Origin of the sequence: Achromobacter kerstersii (assembly GCF_902859595.1) — a bacterium.
Taxonomy (GTDB): Bacteria; Pseudomonadota; Gammaproteobacteria; order Burkholderiales; family Burkholderiaceae_B; genus Achromobacter; species Achromobacter kerstersii.
Genome location: NZ_CADIJQ010000001.1, coordinates 877,893 through 892,668, shown reverse-complemented (window position 1 = coordinate 892,668; position 14,776 = coordinate 877,893). Strand labels below are relative to the sequence as shown.

The following is a 14,776-nucleotide window of genomic DNA, read 5'->3' as shown; positions in this document are numbered from 1 at the left end:
GTGGACGTCAAACACTTGCAGTACTTCCTGGCAGTGGCCCAGTTCGGCACCCTGGGGCGTGCCGCGAAGCAATTGAGCGTCAGTCAACCCGCCATCTCCAAAAGCATTGGGCGACTGGAAACAACGCTGCAGGCGCGCCTGTTCGATCGCACGCCGAAGGGGATGGTGCTGACGGAGTTCGGACTGGCCCTTGTCGAACGCGCACAATTCATTTCCAACGAATCGCGTCTGATCCGCGAGAGCTTCGATACGCTCAGGGGTTCCGGCAAAGGCACACTAAGCGTCGGTTGCGGCAGCAGCCATGGCTCGACCATCGTCCCCGCCGCGGTGCTGGCGCTGCGAGCCAGCCGGCCGAACGCCACCTTCTCCATCACCGTGGGGTCATCCGAAACCTTGTTGAACGCGCTCAAGCAAGGAACCGTCGACGTCTTGGTCGGCGCATTGTTTGCCAACGCATGGGACCGCGAGCTTGCCTCCGAGTTGATTGCCTACGACCGCGTCGTTGTCGTTGCGCGGCCGGCCCATCTGCTGTTGGCCAATCGTCCTCTCGCCCTGGAGTCCATTGCGCGGGCCAGTTGGGTTCTCGGCAATACGGGCGACAGCCTGCGCGATCAACTCAACAACCTGTTCTTAAAAGCGGGCGTGATGCCACCCGAGCCTGTCTATCTGACCACGTCGGTGCCGACCATCAAGTCGCTGCTGATGTCTACGGACCTGCTCGCCTTCTTGCCCGAGACCCTTGTGACACAGGAACTGGCCAACGGGTCCTTGAAAAAGCTCGAGCACGATGACTTGGTCTGGCGTCGACCGGTGCAGGTGCTGTATCCGCTTCGCCGCCCGCTTTCAAGATTGGGGTCAGCGCTGGTGCAGCAACTGCGCCTTGCCGTGCAGAACAGTCCCGGATACGCGCCGGTCTGAAGCCCTGCTGGCGTCAATCGACACGGATATTTGCGGCCTTGACCAGTTGCCCCCACCGCACATGCTCCGCCGCCACGTGCTTTGCGAACGCATCGGGTGGCAGATAGGCCGATCGAGCCCCCAAAGCGTTCAATCGATCTTCAAATTCCTGACTGACCACAATCTCGCGGACCGCATTTGCAACAGCGTCGACAATGGGCCTTGGGGTATTGCTCGGCGCGAAGATACCAAACCAGGCCTCGATCGAAAAGTCTGAGAATCCTGCTTCTGCCATGGTCGGCGTGTCAGGCAACGCCGCGATTCGTTGAGTACCCGTCACCGCCAGTGGCCGGGCGCGACCGCCCTTGATCTGACCCAAAACGCCCATGGATGTACCAAACATAAACTTCACTTGGTTGGCCACGAATCCATGCTGGGACGCGCCGCCGCCCTGATACGGAATCGAGATGAAGGGCAACTGCGACTGAAGTGCGAACATCGACAGCGACAAATGGGGGGTCGTGCCGATGCCGGGGTGTCCTGCCGGGGTCGAGGGGTGTGTCTTGAGCCACGACAAAAAATCCGCGACGCTCGTCACCCCGTCGGCAGGCTGCACCAGCAGGATGTCGGGCGAGGTTGCAATCATCGTCACCGGAATGAGTGCGCGGGCGTCCAACCGTACTTTCGCCACCAGATGCGGATTCACGGTATTGGCAATGCTTCCAAGCAATAGGGTGTACCCATCGGGTTCCGCTCGCGCGACGAATTCGGATCCTATGTCGCCCCCCGCGCCTGGGCGATTGACCACGAACACCGTGCTTTTCCAGGCCTGGGAAAGTCGAAGCGCGACGTAGCGGGCCAGTACGTCTGGAGCGCTGCCCGGCGTTGAAGGGGCCACCAACGTAATCGCCCTGGACGGAAAACTCGGCGCCTGCGCAGCATGCGAAGTCGAACACCAGGCAATGGAAAGTAATGCAGTAATCATTCGGCGCCGAATCATGACTTGGTCTCCTTGCGTGTCGTTCAGATTGGCCCGCGGGTCATCGCTGTCAAAGCGTCGTTGACATCAAAAATGATGGCGCGCAGGTCCTGCACACCAAAATCGGCCAGACGCTTGCTGTGCTTCAGCAGATACTTTTCGGCAAATGCATGACTTTCGAAAAGATAGAGTCCACCAGCGACCCTCTGGTCTTGGCATTCGGTCCAGATCTTCCACCGCAACCCGGGTTCTGACGCAATGTCCGCCGCAAGGTCGTGCGATATTCCCTCGAGTCCTTGGCCCCACGGCCCAGAAAAAGGGAAATCGACTTGCAGAAGGGCGAATGTCATGAGTTATCTCCAGTGGGTTAAAAAGGGTTTTCAAGAGGGGCGAGAAAGATCAAGCAGGGAATGCTCGGCGCTCCAACCCGCCGGCGCGGTATTGGCCGCTCGCTGGAAACTGGCGCGCAACCATGTCGATTTCTGAATGGCCTTGAACAGTCCCGAGCGCAGTGCTGGCGGCCACCGGGTTACAGCGGAATACCGCAGTGCCCAATTTTGCGTATGCTCGGTCAAGGGCCGCTCGGCGCTCTCCCAGGTCTGTAGTCCCTCATCGAGATCGCGTGCTTCCGATACGTGCTTGGCCAAGGCCAATGCGTTCATCATCGCAATGCCTCCACCCTGTCCAAGGTTGGGCGGCATCGCATGTGCGGCATCGCCCACCAAGGCAATCTTTCCGGCATGCCAAGTGTGCAGCCGGATCACTTCAAACGGCACGAAACGAATCTTGGGCCAATCAGCAGTTCGATCCAGATGTTCGAACAACGATCCGAGATAAGGAAACGCTGCCGACCAGCTTGCTATGTCGACAGGCGACGACCGCCCTGTGACGTCGGAAGTCAGACACGTCAGCGCGGTGTAAAGCAAGCCACCATTACAACGTCCACAGAGCACTCTGCGCGAGCCGGACCAGTATTCACTGGACGCATTGTTCGGCGTCTGGATTGCTTCCGTAGTAGCGAGCAGATCGGGCCCGAGGATACGCATTGCGCCATCCGGCAGTTGCCGGCGTTCCTTGACGAGGCGCAACCCGTCGCGGATATTCGAGTTGTAGCCGTCGGCAGCCACGACGAGGTTTCCTTTCGTTGTTGCACCGTTTGCAAAGTGGCAGTGGCCATCAGGACTTGCGGACACCACGTCGGATCCATAGTCGATGTCTACACCAAGGGCTCTGGCGCGCGCTTCCATGATGGAAATCAACGACTGCCTGGGAACGCGGTAGGTTGCCCTGAGCGGGAAGATACCCGCCGGTATCCCTTGGGAACCATAACGACGCTGCTCGAGCACTCTCGTCGAGCAGGCGATGACCTCCGACGAGATTCCCAAGGCGTCGAGAACCCGCAGTCCATTCAAGTGCACCGATATGGCAAAACCTTCGGTTCGCAAGGACTGGTGCCGCTCATGCACTCGCACCGACCACCCGCGGGACGCCAGCGCGATGGCGGCCGTCAATCCGCCAAAGCCGCCGCCCGCGATTTCCGCATGTCCCTTCGTCATGACAAATGCCTCCCGTTAAAGCCTTAAGTGCGACTCGACATCGACGAGCCACATCGCTGGACGCAGTCTAGGCAGGCCGTCACGCGCGTTGCAAGGTTTGGGGGATGCCATCTGGTTAGGGGTAGAAAGACGAAACACCAGTGAAAGGGACGCGCCCTCCGGCCAGGACTGCAACGACGCCCCCTAACGAATGGTTATGGGTCCGTTCTCGGACGCCCTGCCAGTGCGATGGTCCGTCGAAAAACTCATCATTCTTAGCCGCCAGAACTGGACGAAACCGCGCCACCTTTGGATAGACGGTCAAGCGCCTTGTGCCCAGACTACGTCGATACATTCCAGGAGCCATGATGGCGAACACGACACTAGTTCTAAATACCGAGCAAGCCATGGGCCTCGTGTCCATGGCGGAAGCCGTCGATCTGATCAAGGGCGCTTTCGCCAATCTGGGCGCCGGCGCCGCCCAAGTCATGCCGCGTCGACGTCTGCATACACCGCTGGATGGCCCGGGCGAACAAATCTGGTCGTGGCTCAACGTCATCACCGGGGTATTGCCCTGCAATGAGACGGTTGCGGTGCGACTGGACGTTGCGCACATTGCCAAACCTGAAATCGACGGGCAACGTCGCATGGAATTTCGCGGCGATTACTCAGGCTTCGTGCTTGTCTGGGACATGATCAGCCGCGAACTGATCGGAATCGTGCATGACCACGCCGTGTCGGCGTTGCGCGTCGGTGCAACGACCGGCGTGGCAGCAAAGTTTCTCGCCAGGGATGACGCTCATACCATCGGTATCCTCGGTTCCGGTAATCAGGCTGCGGCGCAGATCGAAGCCATCTGTGCAGTGCGACCCAGTATCCGTTCGTTGCGGGTGTATTCGCCCACGCCTGCCAATCGCGAAGCGTTCGCTCAGAAAATGAGCAAGAAGCATGGCATTGAAGCACGCGCGGTCGACACCGCAGAGGAGGCGATCCGTGGCGCATGCGTCGCGATTGCCGCTTCGAACGCTGACGGCCCGATTCTTTTCGGTGATTGGCTGAGCCCGGGGTGTCACGTGGTCGGCATGCTCTCGCCAGAGCGCAAGGACCCACGCCGCGAACTCGACGATGAATGCGCCCGAATCGCCGACATCATCGTGGTCAACTCCAAAGAACAGGTCAATCTCGATGATCAGACTGAACTGACCGAACCCTTGCGCAAGCGCTGGATCACCGAGTCTCACATCCAGGAACTCGGAGGCCTATGCGCGGGCCGCATTCCGGCGCGCACCTCGCCCCGGCAGATTACGTATCACAACAACAATTGCGGGATGGGAATCCAGTTCGCAGCGATCTGCCGTCGCGTGATTGAGATTGGAAGAGAGCGGGGATTGGGGACCGAATTGCCGGTCGACCTATTCATGACCCGCCGTGGAGACGACGCATCTGCGCCATGAAGTAAAAGCGCATGCCTGGGGTCGCCCGCCTTCCCCACGGCACGCGCTGATTGTTTGCACGCCTCCACCCACTCGCGACTCGTCGCCCCTTGCCAAGGAACCAATCATGCAGCCGATTCGTTATCTTGCTCTTGCCGTAGCCGCCACCTTTGCAACTCTGTCCTCGACCGGGGCGCAGGCCCAGAGCTATCCGAACAGGACCGTAACGCTGGTCGCACCGTCAACGCCCGGCAGCACGCCAGACGTACTTGCCCGACTGGTTGCTCAGCGCCTGACTCAGACGTGGGGCCAGTCGGTGGTCGTCATCAACAAGTCAGGCGCGGGGGGGGACATCGGCTCAGATAGCGTCGTACGGGCCGAGTCCGATGGATACACCGTTCTTTTGGGCACCATCGCGCTGACGGTCAATCCGCACTTCCAGAAAAAGCGCCAATTCGAACTGTCGCAACTTACGCCGGTTTCGCTTATTGCGAGTGCGCCAGATTTTCTGGTTGTTCATCCCAGTTTCAAAGTCAAGACCGTCAAAGATCTGGTGGCTTATTTAAGAGACGTTCCGAGTACCCCAGCGGCCCATGCCGGCCTCGGAACCACCCCGCAACTGTCGCTTGCCATGTTCGCGCTGGACACGAAAGCGCAGTTCGTGACGGTTCCTTATCAAGGCGGGGGCGCCGCGCAATTGGGCATTCTGTCCAACCAGATTCCGTTCATGTTCAGCACATCCGTAGGCGTGTTGCCACATGTCCGCAGCGGCAAACTGAACGCCATCGCAGTCACCAGCAAGCAACGATTGGCCGCCGCCCCGGATGTGCCCACCATGGCGGAATCGGGAGTCCCGGGCTTTGACTTATCTGCCTGGTTCGGCCTGTTCGTGCCTGCAAAGACACCTCAGCCTATCGTCGACAAGATCGCGCAAACGGCAAAGTCAATCGTAGAGTCGGCGGAGTTCTCTGAAAAGCTGAAGGAAATGGGTGCGGAGCCATCTTACATGTCGCCTCCGCAGTTCAAGGAATATGTCGCGGCAGAAAACACGAAGTGGGGCCGGCTGGTCGAAGCGGCTCAACTGCGGACCGACTGAGCCGCGTGCTGGTTTCGCACACCGGCTCGTGCGTCCCCGGTCTGGTCTGTAATAGACCAGGCCGTGACACCACCGTCGACGAGCTGATCACCGAGCACTTCGTGCTCGTGCACATGCCGTTGTCAGGAACTGCACGCCTGAAACACCCTAAGGGCGAACGAACACTCGGAGCGGAACTTGCTGGCATCACCTCCCCAGGCTCGCCCTTCCGCGTCGTATGGAATGACGACTGCGAGCAACTGATCGTGCGGGTCGCCCGCGACCGCGTTGAACACGTAGGGCGTGGCATCGTCGGTGCGTCGTATCACGTGCCGATTGTCTTCAATCCTGAATGGACCTTCGAACGCCCGGCGGTCAGGCATGGCGGCACCTGGTCGACTACGCAAAGGGGGACATTGCAACGCGCCCCGCTGTAAAGACTCAGCTCGGAAAACACACGCTCGAGGACCTCTTGATCGCTCACCTTCTGATGCATCAACGTCACAACTACACCGATGCACTGATGAGCGCATTAGCGTCAGAAAACACCACGCCCCAGCCGAAAGTGTTGTAAGGCTTGTTTCGCTCGACGAAGACGACTTCGTTGCGAACATCCTGGAGCTTCATCAATAAGCCGAAGTACAGCCCAGCGGGTCCACCACCTATGCATACGATTTTCATGACTGTTCCCTTAGGATTCCGCGCAGGAATCATGTTGTTGTGCTGGGCACTGCGAATGGCGTCATCGCCGCGATTGCAGCGTTAAGGTCTTCAGGGATCTGCACGGCCTGGTGCGTTTCGAGCGGGGTGGTGACGATGGTTTACTTGACCGTCATTCGAAGGACAACGTCATGCCCAACACACCGGAGTTCAAGATTTAACGAGCGATTGCCGAGGTGTTCGACGACGAGTTCCAGATCGACGTCATCGCCGAAACAGCTGATCGCAGTGAAAGAGACGCCCAGACGCACCGTTGGCATGCCAATCCGTCGGCCGGAGATCAGACCGTGATATCCCTCGGGCAACAATGAGTCGACCCAGCGTTCAGTCAAGTCGTTGAAAAGGACGAAGTACTGCGGATAAAAAACAATGCTGGCCGGATCACATTCCGAGAAATGAATTTTGTGCGGGCGTGTGAAGATGGGCTTGCTCATGGCGAGCTGCCCTCAGGAAGTCGTGAAATCAGGATGACCGGAATTACGCAAGCGCGTGCCTTGCCAGCGCCTTGTCCAGCGCCTTGCCGTGCTCGTCTGCAAGCGCCGCGTCACGTAGTTCACGCAAGGTAGCCGGCGCCATGCGCGCGCCTTCGGCCTTGACGGCATTGATCACCCTGCGATAGTTGGCCAAGCCGCGTGCATGGGTGTCGCTGTACCCCTTGACAAGGCGCTGGCACTGCGCCAACTCGAGCGCCAGCAGCGGGTTGTGGGTTGCCGCGTTCTGAATTTCGGCAAGCCACTCATTGATGCGCTCGTCTTCCAGCTTGAAGCGTAAGGTGCTGCGGCGCATGCCGCGCATCCGGGATACCGACCAGAGCAGAAGAAAGCCGCGCAGTGAGCTGGTGGTAATGACCCGCCCGGACATCGTGAACCGGCGGATCAGACGATGCACGGCATGCGGCTTCATCAGCCACCTGCCGATCGGTGCAGGTAAGGTTTCGCAGATTTCTTCGATCCGGGGATGCATGAATTCCTTGATCGCCAGTTGCTGCTTGTCCGTGGCACGCACCTCGTCGCGGACGCGCTCGAAGCGACTCCTCCGGGTCTTGAGATCGGCGACCCGGATGCTGTCCTCGTAGGACATCCATAGCGCCAGGTATCGGGCGGTTTCGCGGAGCAAGGCCAACTCGGTATTGCCCACGCGATCGGTAAGTGCCTGCAGTCTGTCCAGGTAGAGATGCGCATAATTGACGTCCTGGTAATCGATCATGCGGCGAACGCCTTCGATGACCATGCCCTGAACGTCACCCGGATGCTCCCGCCGCACGCGCTCGAGCAGATGCTTGAGCTTCGGCTCCTGTACGGCCCATCGCACTGGTCGCGTATCCGGCGTCGTCTCCGCGGCCTCGTCTGACGCCTGCGTCGTTGCGTACGAAGCTCCAAAGGCGCGCAGACTCGGTTTCACACCAACGCCGCCACGCTCGATCGTCGCTTCGAACGCTGCGCGCCCGAAAGGCAACACACCCGTGCCCGCCAACGCACCGAACAGCACTGCGCTGGTCACACTTCCATTCGCTTCGGCGGCGAGCGCCATGTCGAACTTCACGTACCGTTTCGCCGCCTTTCCCGCATGGGCGATGAGTTCACTGCTGTCCACTCGCCCGTCTCCCATGGCCGATTTTTCAGCTATCGAATAGACACGATGGGTCGATGAGATGAGCGTGGTGCGTTCAGGTGTCACAAAGCCGCGTTGCACTGCACGGCCCGCTTCCATGAGTTCGGACGCAAGCACGATGTCAACGTCGCCGGGCGTAGGCATCAAGGCCAGGACGGGTCTTTTGGCCGCCTGCGTAGCAAACGCTTCCGGAAAGAGTTCAACGTAGTAGATCGTGGCCCCGGTGCGCTGTGCCACGCCCGGCACCGACGTCGTCTGAGCGATGTAGCCATTATGTTCGCCCAGGCCGACGATCCAGTCCGCCAGCACGCCGCCGCCTTCGCCGCCCATGGCGAGGATGGCGATCTTTATCGTCCGCGAAGGACCTGCGTTAGAGAAACTCAAGGTCTCACCTTTTCCAGTTCAGGGTTCAGAACGCCAGGCGGTCACGACGCGCTGCGTCGCGGCGCTGCAAGAAGCCGATGACTGAACGCCGCAATTCCTGACGAATTCTGTCGAGTCGGTTGGGGTTCGAGGTGATGTCGGCGCGATAGAAGGACGGGCACAGGACGGCTGCATGGGAGACCTCGCCGCACAGGCCGCAACCGACGCAACTGTCGAGCACGGCCGCGACGGGATCGAGGCGCAGCGGGTCCGGATTGGGTTTGATGGTGAGGGAGGGGCAACCCGACAGCCGGATGCAGGAGTGGTCGCCGGTGCAGGTGTCGGAATCGATCCCGAACCGCTCACGCACCACACGCTTCCCATCCGAAAGCGCTTTCCTCACCTTCTGTTTTTCGCGACGCTGCTTGTTCAGCATGCACTCGCTTTGTGCAATCAGCACCTTGGGGCCCTTGGTACCGGTCGTCAGGGCCTCCTTAAGCGCGTTCTTCATCGCTTTCAGGTCGTAGGTATGCTTGATTGTCCGCACCCACTTGACGCCGACCCCCCGCACCGCATCCTCGATCGCATGCCCCGTACTCCGCATGTCGTTGAGTGCCGTCGACGAAAGGATGTCCTGGCCGCCAGTCGCAGACGTATAGCTGTTGTCGACCACGATGGTCAGGTTGTCGCTCTTGTTGAATACGCCATTGGCGATGCCGCTCGTCAAACCGTTGTGCCAGAAGCCGCCATCCCCCATGACGGAAATGGCGCGCTTGCCAGTGGGCGAGTTCAAGGCTGATGCACTGGCTCCGCCCAGGCCGTAGCCCATGGTCGTATTTCCGAGATTGAAGGGAGGCAGGATCGAAAACAAATGACAGCCGATGTCTGCACTGACGTGGTGCTCGCCGATTTCTCGCTCGACCAACTTCATCGCTGTAAAGATGGGCCGCTCCGGGCAGCCCGTGCAGAAGCCGGGGGGCCGCGCATGGACACTATCGTCGATCACGGTTTCCACGACAGCGGATGGCGCGGGTCGCTGCAGCTCGTTGACCTGCATCAGCGGGATGACCTTCCGCACCGCGGGGGCGACCGGCTCGGCTGCGATCTTGTCGTACCGTTCGAGGAAACTACGAAGGCCTTTCAGCAAGGTGACAGTGTTGTATTCGCCAGCCAGAGGCAGCATGTCCTTGCCATGCAGCGACGCTGACGTGCCAGCTTGGCGAAGAATGTTCGCGGCATTCTGCTCGACGAAGTTGGGCTGACCTTCTTCCAATATCAGTACCGCTCGCTTGTCAGAACAGAAACGTTTCCATTCGGAATCAATTAGCGGATATGCCACGTTCATAACGTACAGCGGGATGCGGGACTCGCCGAACACGTCTGCCAGACCCAGCAATTCAAGTGCACGGATGAGGGTGTTATATCCGCCGCCCTGCACCACAAGTCCGATGTCCTGCATGTCGCCGTCGAAGAACTCATTGAGCTCGCGTTTCTCGATGAATTCGACCGCCGCGGGCCAACGCCGCGCGATCTTTTCGTGTTCGTGCAAGAAATTGGCGGGTGGCAATACGATCCGCTCAACGTCGCGCACCGGTTTGTTCAACGCGTCTTCAATGGACATTGCGCTGCGGCGGTTGCGAGACGTGACGAACTGGCCGTGCACGTGGCATGACCGGATCCGGAGTTGCAGCATGACCGGTGTGTTGGACGCTTCGGACAAGTCGAACCCGTCCTTGACCGCCTGGACGATACACGGCAGATTGGGCCGAGGATCCAGCATCCACATCTGCGACTTCATCGCGAAGGCGTGGCTGCGTTCCTGCATGATCGAAGAGCCCTCGCCATAGTCCTCACCGACGATGATCAGTGCGCCGCCGGTTACTCCGCCAGACGCAAGGTTTGCCAACGCATCCGATGCAACGTTGGTGCCGACGGTCGCCTTGAAGGTCACCGCACCACGTAGCGGGTAGTTGACGGAAGCGGCCAAAGATGCAGCCGCCGTCGCTTCGCTGGCACTGTTTTCGAACCGGATACCGTGATCCGTCAGGATGTCTTTTGCGTCGGCCAGCACATCCATCAGATGAGAGATCGGAGCGCCTTGATAACCCGCAATGTAGGCAACGCCTGATTCGAGCAACGCCTTGGTGACGGCAAGGATGCCTTCGCCGCTGAAGACTTTCCCTTCACCCAGACGCAACTTTTCGACTTCTTCTACAAATGAACGCTCGGCCATGACCACCCTCTTCGAGATCGGAGAACGCATGCAAACGTGCGTCTCCTGGTTCACAAATATTAGTTTTGACCTAAATATATCCAAAGTAATATTTATAAATCTCGAGACGAATGGCAATTTACGGATAAATGGCAGGGCGGCAGCCAAAACGCTCAAGGTCACTGACGAAACGATTGGCCCTCCTACCTATCGTTGTCCCGTATGGACTATCGGCCCAGCCCAGGTATTGTTTCATTGGCAGCGGTCATGAGTAACAGTCAGCCCATAAAAATAATTTAGACATGAACTTATGACTTTGGATACAGCTAATCAAACCGAGTCGGCAGAGCAAGGCTGACGCGACACGCGAACTGGGGTTGATACATCATGGCAGCGACGAGTCTGGATCTCTCGAAAGTCTATCGTTCACCCGTCTTCCGGACCCGGTCCGCACGAGAAGCGCAGTACGAATTGAGCCGCCAGTTGATCGATCACGAACTGCGCTGGCGCCCAGGGGAAATTTCGGCTTCGCTCCATCGCCGCGAACTGAACAAAGTAAGCGTCATGGTGCTGCAATACGGTGCCGAGGTAGAGGTCACGCCGCTGCAGTTCGACGACTTCGCGTTGGTGCAGATCCCGTTGAAAGGCGCCGCCGAAATCGAGTGCGAAGGTGTCAATCTAAAGGTGTCTCCTTGGGAAATCGCGGTTATTCCGCCCCGGCGCACCGTGCGCCTCAATTGGGAGCCGGGTTGCGAGCAGCTGATACTGCGGCTTCCGGACAGCCTCCTGAACGTTGGCCAGGAACCGTCGGCGCATTCCTGTAAGACATCGCTTAGCGGCGCGCAGGAATGGCGCGGTTCAGCCTTCAAGATTCGGCCTGACATCTCGTCCCAGTGCATGGCGCTGCTTCAGCATACAATTGCGCTTATTCCGGCCGGAGACAGCAATTGTCTTCACCCTGCATGGCTTGACCAGTTCGAGCGGACGCTCGCTGGCTTTTTCTACGCACATCAGCCGTCCATGGACGTGCGTTCGATGTCCGAGGCGGAGTGCCACATACCCAAGCCGGGGCATAGCCCCGAACTCGACCGGCTAGAAGAATATGTCCGCACCCACCTCTTCGCCCCGCTCATGTTGGAAGATCTGGCGAAGGCGGCAGGTGTGCCCACACGGACATTGAATGCGCTTTGCCATCGCCATCGCGGCGTAACACCCATGACCCTTGTCAGAAACCTGCGGCTGGATGCCGTGCATCAGCGGCTGCTATCGGGCCTTCCAGTCAGCGTCACGGAAATCGCGACCTACTACGGATTCGGTCACCTGGGCCGTTTCTCCCTGTATTACCGCGAAAGGTTTGGTGAGCTTCCTCGGAATACCAGCCGGGGGCTGAAAGAGGCCAAAGCGCACAACTGACGACGAGCAAAATGCGGATGGTTCTTGGCGTTTATGGGATAGCGGCACAGTCAGGGAGCGCGCGATGATCTGATCATGAACAGATCATCCAATCAAAAGTTCGATGCCATCGTCGTGGGCAGCGGTATCAATTCGCTGGTGTGCGCAGCGATGCTTTCCCGTAGCGGGCGTCGCGTCAAGGTGCTGGAACGCGAATCGCGGTTAGGCGGATGCATACGCACCGACGAGCTGACACTTCCAGGCTTCCATCACGATACGCTGTCGACCGCCCACCCCCTGTTCGTCGTCGGTCCGGCGTACGCCGCCCTGGGAAAGGCGCTTCATGCGGCAGGGCTGGAGTACTGCAATACGGACCTTCCGACGGGCGTTGTACTTCCTGATGGGCGGCACCTTGCATTGAGGACTTCCCGATCCGACAACGTGACGGCGTTCAATGCGCTTCACGAAGGCGACGGGATGGCATATGCCGCGGGGTTGGAGCGTCTGGCGGCGCAATCACCGCTCGTGTTTGGCCTGCTCGGCAGCGAACTCTGGAAGCTGTCCACGCTTCGTACGGTGGCCAAAAGTGCGTGGCAGCTTGGCCCGAGCGCTTTCACGAGCTTTGTCGGCACATCGTTGACTCCCGCCCGTGCGTGGCTGGGAGATACGTTCGGGTCCGACCTGACTGCGGCGCTGCTGGCACCGTGGGTGCTGCATTGCGGCCTTGGTCCCGACGCTCCACTGTCAGGACTGATGCTTGAAGTCATCGCCATGACGCTCGAAGGAGTGGGTATTCCCATGGTGAAGGGTGGCAACGCCAACACCGTCAAAGCGTTCGAACGCATCATTGCGGAAGCTGGTGGCAGCCTGGAGACCTCGGCAGACGTCGTACGAGTCCTGGTGCAAGGCAGCACGGCGTGCGGTGTAGCTCTCGCGGACGGCCGCACCCTCTATGCCGAGCATGTCATCTGCAACGTCACGCCAACCCAGCTGTACGGCCGGCTGACAGCGGACACACCTTTGCCGAGGGTCGTCAAAGATCAAGCTGCGGCATGGCGCTATGGCAAAGGCAATATGCAGATCCACCTGGCGCTGTCAGAGGCGCCGCAGTGGCATGCGCCGGAAATGAGCAAGGTTGGCTACGTACATCTGACAGGCGGCGTCGACGCCCTGTCACGGGCGATCAATGAAGCCGAACGCGGCTTGCTGCCCGCGGAGCCGACCATCTGCATCGCGCAGCCGACCGTACTCGATCCGACCCGCGCGCCGGAAGGCCGCCAGATTCTCTGGATCCAGCTGCCGGAGTGCCCGCGACATCCGACCGGCGATGCTGCTGGAACCCTGCAGGTGTCGGCGTCGGATGGGTGGACGCCCGCCCTCCGCGAGGCCTATGCCGATCGCATCGTGGAGATGATAGGTAAGCACATCCCCAACCTTCAGGCCAGCATTCTCGGCCGGGCGGTGCTGGCACCACCGGATCTCGAAAAATTGAACATGAATTTGGTGGGGGGCGATCCGTATGGCGGCGATTGCAGCCTGGACCAGTCCTTCCTGTGGCGCCCGATGCGCGCCACGCGCAACCACACCACACCCATCAAACATCTTTGGCACATCGGTGCCTCGACGCACCCAGGTCCAGGACTCGGAGGAACTTCTGGGTTCCACGTTGCCACGGCACTGGGAGCGACATGACTTCGATATCGGGCGAGGAGGCCTAGTCACATGAGCGAAACTCTTGGACAGCTGATTCGCGAACTGAGCAGCGGGAACGTAAAGATCGTCGATCTGACGCATACTTTGTCGCCCGAATTCCCGACATTGCAACTGCCGGCGCAGTTCGGGCAAGTGGGGGCATTCAAGATCGAACAGGTATCCCAATACGATGACGCCGGACCTGCCTGGTACTGGAACAACTTCAGCTGCGGCGAGCACACTGGCACGCACCTTGATGCGCCTGCGCATTGGGTAAGCGGAAAAGATCACCCCCGCAACACCGTCGACACGATCGACGTGGGCCGCTTCATTGGCGCTGCCGTGGTAATCGATGCAAGCAAGGAAGTCGCCGGTAATGCGGATTGGAACCTGACTGTCGACTTCCTGCTGGGGTGGGAAGCCGATTACGGCACGATCACGGCGGACTCATGGGTGCTGTTTCGCACCGATTGGCACAAACGCCTTCCTGATGCCGCCGCGTTCATGAACATGCAGGAGGACGGCGCTCACACGCCGGGCCCGACTCAGGACGCCGTCGAGTGGCTGATCAAAGAGCGCAACGTGCGTGGCTTTGGCGTCGAAACCATCAACACCGATGCAGGGCAGGCCTATGGGTGGCCGCTTCCCTATCCTTGCCACACGCTGATGCATGGCGCCAATAAGCTTGGCCTGCAGTGCCTCACCAACCTCGGCGCATTGCCACCCACCGGCGCGATTATCATTGCTGCGCCATTGAAGATCCAGCGCGGATCGGGATCCCCCCTGCGTGTGCTGGCTCTCGTTCCATGACGTCCTTGCCGCCTGCATGCATCAGTAACATGGACGCGGGTTTTCATTCCTCCATGA

The 14,776-nt window shown here is 59.6% G+C and carries 14 protein-coding genes; 7 read left to right on the top strand and 7 right to left on the bottom strand.

Annotated elements, in window-relative coordinates; translation table 11 throughout:
* Window positions 1-918: a LysR family transcriptional regulator gene (locus tag HV765_RS03900; RefSeq protein ID WP_175168863.1), complete on the top strand. Its 918-nt coding sequence runs from the start codon at window positions 1-3 to the stop codon at window positions 916-918.
* Between the two features lie 13 nt (window positions 919-931).
* Here HV765_RS03900 and HV765_RS03895 read toward each other — a convergent pair whose 3' ends face one another.
* From HV765_RS03895 to HV765_RS03885, 3 genes are read right to left on the bottom strand one after another with little or no spacing between them, the layout of a single operon-like run.
* Window positions 932-1,897 carry a Bug family tripartite tricarboxylate transporter substrate binding protein gene (locus tag HV765_RS03895; protein ID WP_175168862.1) on the bottom strand — a complete coding sequence of 322 codons (966 nt, stop codon included), beginning with the start codon at window positions 1,895-1,897 and terminating at the stop codon, window positions 932-934.
* Window positions 1,898-1,920: 23 nt separating this feature from the next.
* Window positions 1,921-2,226: a monooxygenase gene (locus tag HV765_RS03890; protein ID WP_175168861.1), complete on the bottom strand. Its 306-nt coding sequence runs from the start codon at window positions 2,224-2,226 to the stop codon at window positions 1,921-1,923.
* Between the two features lie 30 nt (window positions 2,227-2,256).
* Window positions 2,257-3,432, bottom strand: a complete 1,176-nt coding sequence (locus tag HV765_RS03885; protein WP_175168860.1) for an FAD-dependent oxidoreductase — start codon at window positions 3,430-3,432, stop codon at window positions 2,257-2,259.
* 344 nt (window positions 3,433-3,776) lie between these two features.
* Between HV765_RS03885 and HV765_RS03880 the strand changes: the two genes are divergently transcribed.
* From HV765_RS03880 to HV765_RS03870, 3 genes are all read left to right on the top strand, one after another.
* Entirely contained in the window at window positions 3,777-4,865 is a 1,089-nt protein-coding gene (locus tag HV765_RS03880) for an ornithine cyclodeaminase family protein (protein ID WP_175168859.1), read from the top strand.
* A 106-nt stretch (window positions 4,866-4,971) separates the two neighbouring features.
* Window positions 4,972-5,940 carry a Bug family tripartite tricarboxylate transporter substrate binding protein gene (locus tag HV765_RS03875; RefSeq protein WP_175168858.1) on the top strand — a complete coding sequence of 323 codons (969 nt, stop codon included), beginning with the start codon at window positions 4,972-4,974 and terminating at the stop codon, window positions 5,938-5,940.
* Window positions 5,941-5,945: 5 nt separating this feature from the next.
* On the top strand, window positions 5,946-6,356 hold the full coding sequence (locus HV765_RS03870; protein ID WP_175168857.1) for an AraC-like ligand-binding domain-containing protein: 411 nt from the start codon (window positions 5,946-5,948) through the stop codon (window positions 6,354-6,356).
* A gap of 70 nt (window positions 6,357-6,426) precedes the next feature.
* Here the strand turns inward: HV765_RS03870 and HV765_RS03865 are convergent, their stop codons facing one another.
* The 4 genes from HV765_RS03865 to HV765_RS03850 all read right to left on the bottom strand — a co-directional run bounded on the left by HV765_RS03865 (window position 6,427) and on the right by HV765_RS03850 (window position 10,846).
* The gene (locus HV765_RS03865) at window positions 6,427-6,600 is read right to left on the bottom strand and encodes a hypothetical protein (RefSeq protein ID WP_175168385.1); all 174 of its coding nucleotides are present in this window, start codon (window positions 6,598-6,600) and stop codon (window positions 6,427-6,429) included.
* 140 nt (window positions 6,601-6,740) lie between these two features.
* Complete coding sequence (locus HV765_RS03860; RefSeq protein WP_338077785.1) at window positions 6,741-7,073, bottom strand: acyl-CoA thioesterase; 333 nt, start codon at window positions 7,071-7,073, stop codon at window positions 6,741-6,743.
* Window positions 7,074-7,116: 43 nt separating this feature from the next.
* Window positions 7,117-8,580, bottom strand: a complete 1,464-nt coding sequence (locus HV765_RS03855; protein ID WP_175169497.1) for an indolepyruvate oxidoreductase subunit beta family protein — start codon at window positions 8,578-8,580, stop codon at window positions 7,117-7,119.
* A gap of 79 nt (window positions 8,581-8,659) precedes the next feature.
* Window positions 8,660-10,846, bottom strand: coding sequence for a thiamine pyrophosphate-dependent enzyme (locus HV765_RS03850; protein ID WP_175169496.1), 2,187 nt, complete (start codon window positions 10,844-10,846; stop codon window positions 8,660-8,662).
* Between the two features lie 366 nt (window positions 10,847-11,212).
* Between HV765_RS03850 and HV765_RS03845 the strand changes: the two genes are divergently transcribed.
* The 3 genes from HV765_RS03845 to HV765_RS03835 all read left to right on the top strand — a co-directional run bounded on the left by HV765_RS03845 (window position 11,213) and on the right by HV765_RS03835 (window position 14,719).
* Window positions 11,213-12,238: an AraC family transcriptional regulator gene (locus HV765_RS03845; RefSeq protein ID WP_217483333.1), complete on the top strand. Its 1,026-nt coding sequence runs from the start codon at window positions 11,213-11,215 to the stop codon at window positions 12,236-12,238.
* Between the two features lie 75 nt (window positions 12,239-12,313).
* Window positions 12,314-13,909 (top strand): phytoene desaturase family protein, encoded by a 1,596-nt coding sequence (locus HV765_RS03840; protein WP_175168856.1) that lies wholly within the window; start codon window positions 12,314-12,316, stop codon window positions 13,907-13,909.
* 30 nt (window positions 13,910-13,939) lie between these two features.
* The gene (locus HV765_RS03835; protein WP_175168855.1) at window positions 13,940-14,719 is read left to right on the top strand and encodes a cyclase family protein; all 780 of its coding nucleotides are present in this window, start codon (window positions 13,940-13,942) and stop codon (window positions 14,717-14,719) included.
* The last annotated feature ends 57 nt before the right edge of the window (window positions 14,720-14,776 follow it).

Coding starts and splice junctions, on each gene's coding strand:
- HV765_RS03895 (WP_175168862.1), bottom strand. CDS start 1,897: ATGATTCGGCGCCGAATGATTACTGCATTACTTTCCATTGCCTGGTGT.
- HV765_RS03890 (WP_175168861.1), bottom strand. CDS start 2,226: ATGACATTCGCCCTTCTGCAAGTCGATTTCCCTTTTTCTGGGCCGTGG.
- HV765_RS03885 (WP_175168860.1), bottom strand. CDS start 3,432: ATGACGAAGGGACATGCGGAAATCGCGGGCGGCGGCTTTGGCGGATTG.
- HV765_RS03880 (WP_175168859.1), top strand. CDS start 3,777: ATGATGGCGAACACGACACTAGTTCTAAATACCGAGCAAGCCATGGGC.
- HV765_RS03875 (WP_175168858.1), top strand. CDS start 4,972: ATGCAGCCGATTCGTTATCTTGCTCTTGCCGTAGCCGCCACCTTTGCA.
- HV765_RS03865 (WP_175168385.1), bottom strand. CDS start 6,600: ATGAAAATCGTATGCATAGGTGGTGGACCCGCTGGGCTGTACTTCGGC.
- HV765_RS03860 (WP_338077785.1), bottom strand. CDS start 7,073: ATGAGCAAGCCCATCTTCACACGCCCGCACAAAATTCATTTCTCGGAA.
- HV765_RS03855 (WP_175169497.1), bottom strand. CDS start 8,580: ATGGGCGGCGAAGGCGGCGGCGTGCTGGCGGACTGGATCGTCGGCCTG.
- HV765_RS03850 (WP_175169496.1), bottom strand. CDS start 10,846: ATGGCCGAGCGTTCATTTGTAGAAGAAGTCGAAAAGTTGCGTCTGGGT.
- HV765_RS03845 (WP_217483333.1), top strand. CDS start 11,213: ATGGCAGCGACGAGTCTGGATCTCTCGAAAGTCTATCGTTCACCCGTC.
- HV765_RS03840 (WP_175168856.1), top strand. CDS start 12,314: ATGAACAGATCATCCAATCAAAAGTTCGATGCCATCGTCGTGGGCAGC.
- HV765_RS03835 (WP_175168855.1), top strand. CDS start 13,940: ATGAGCGAAACTCTTGGACAGCTGATTCGCGAACTGAGCAGCGGGAAC.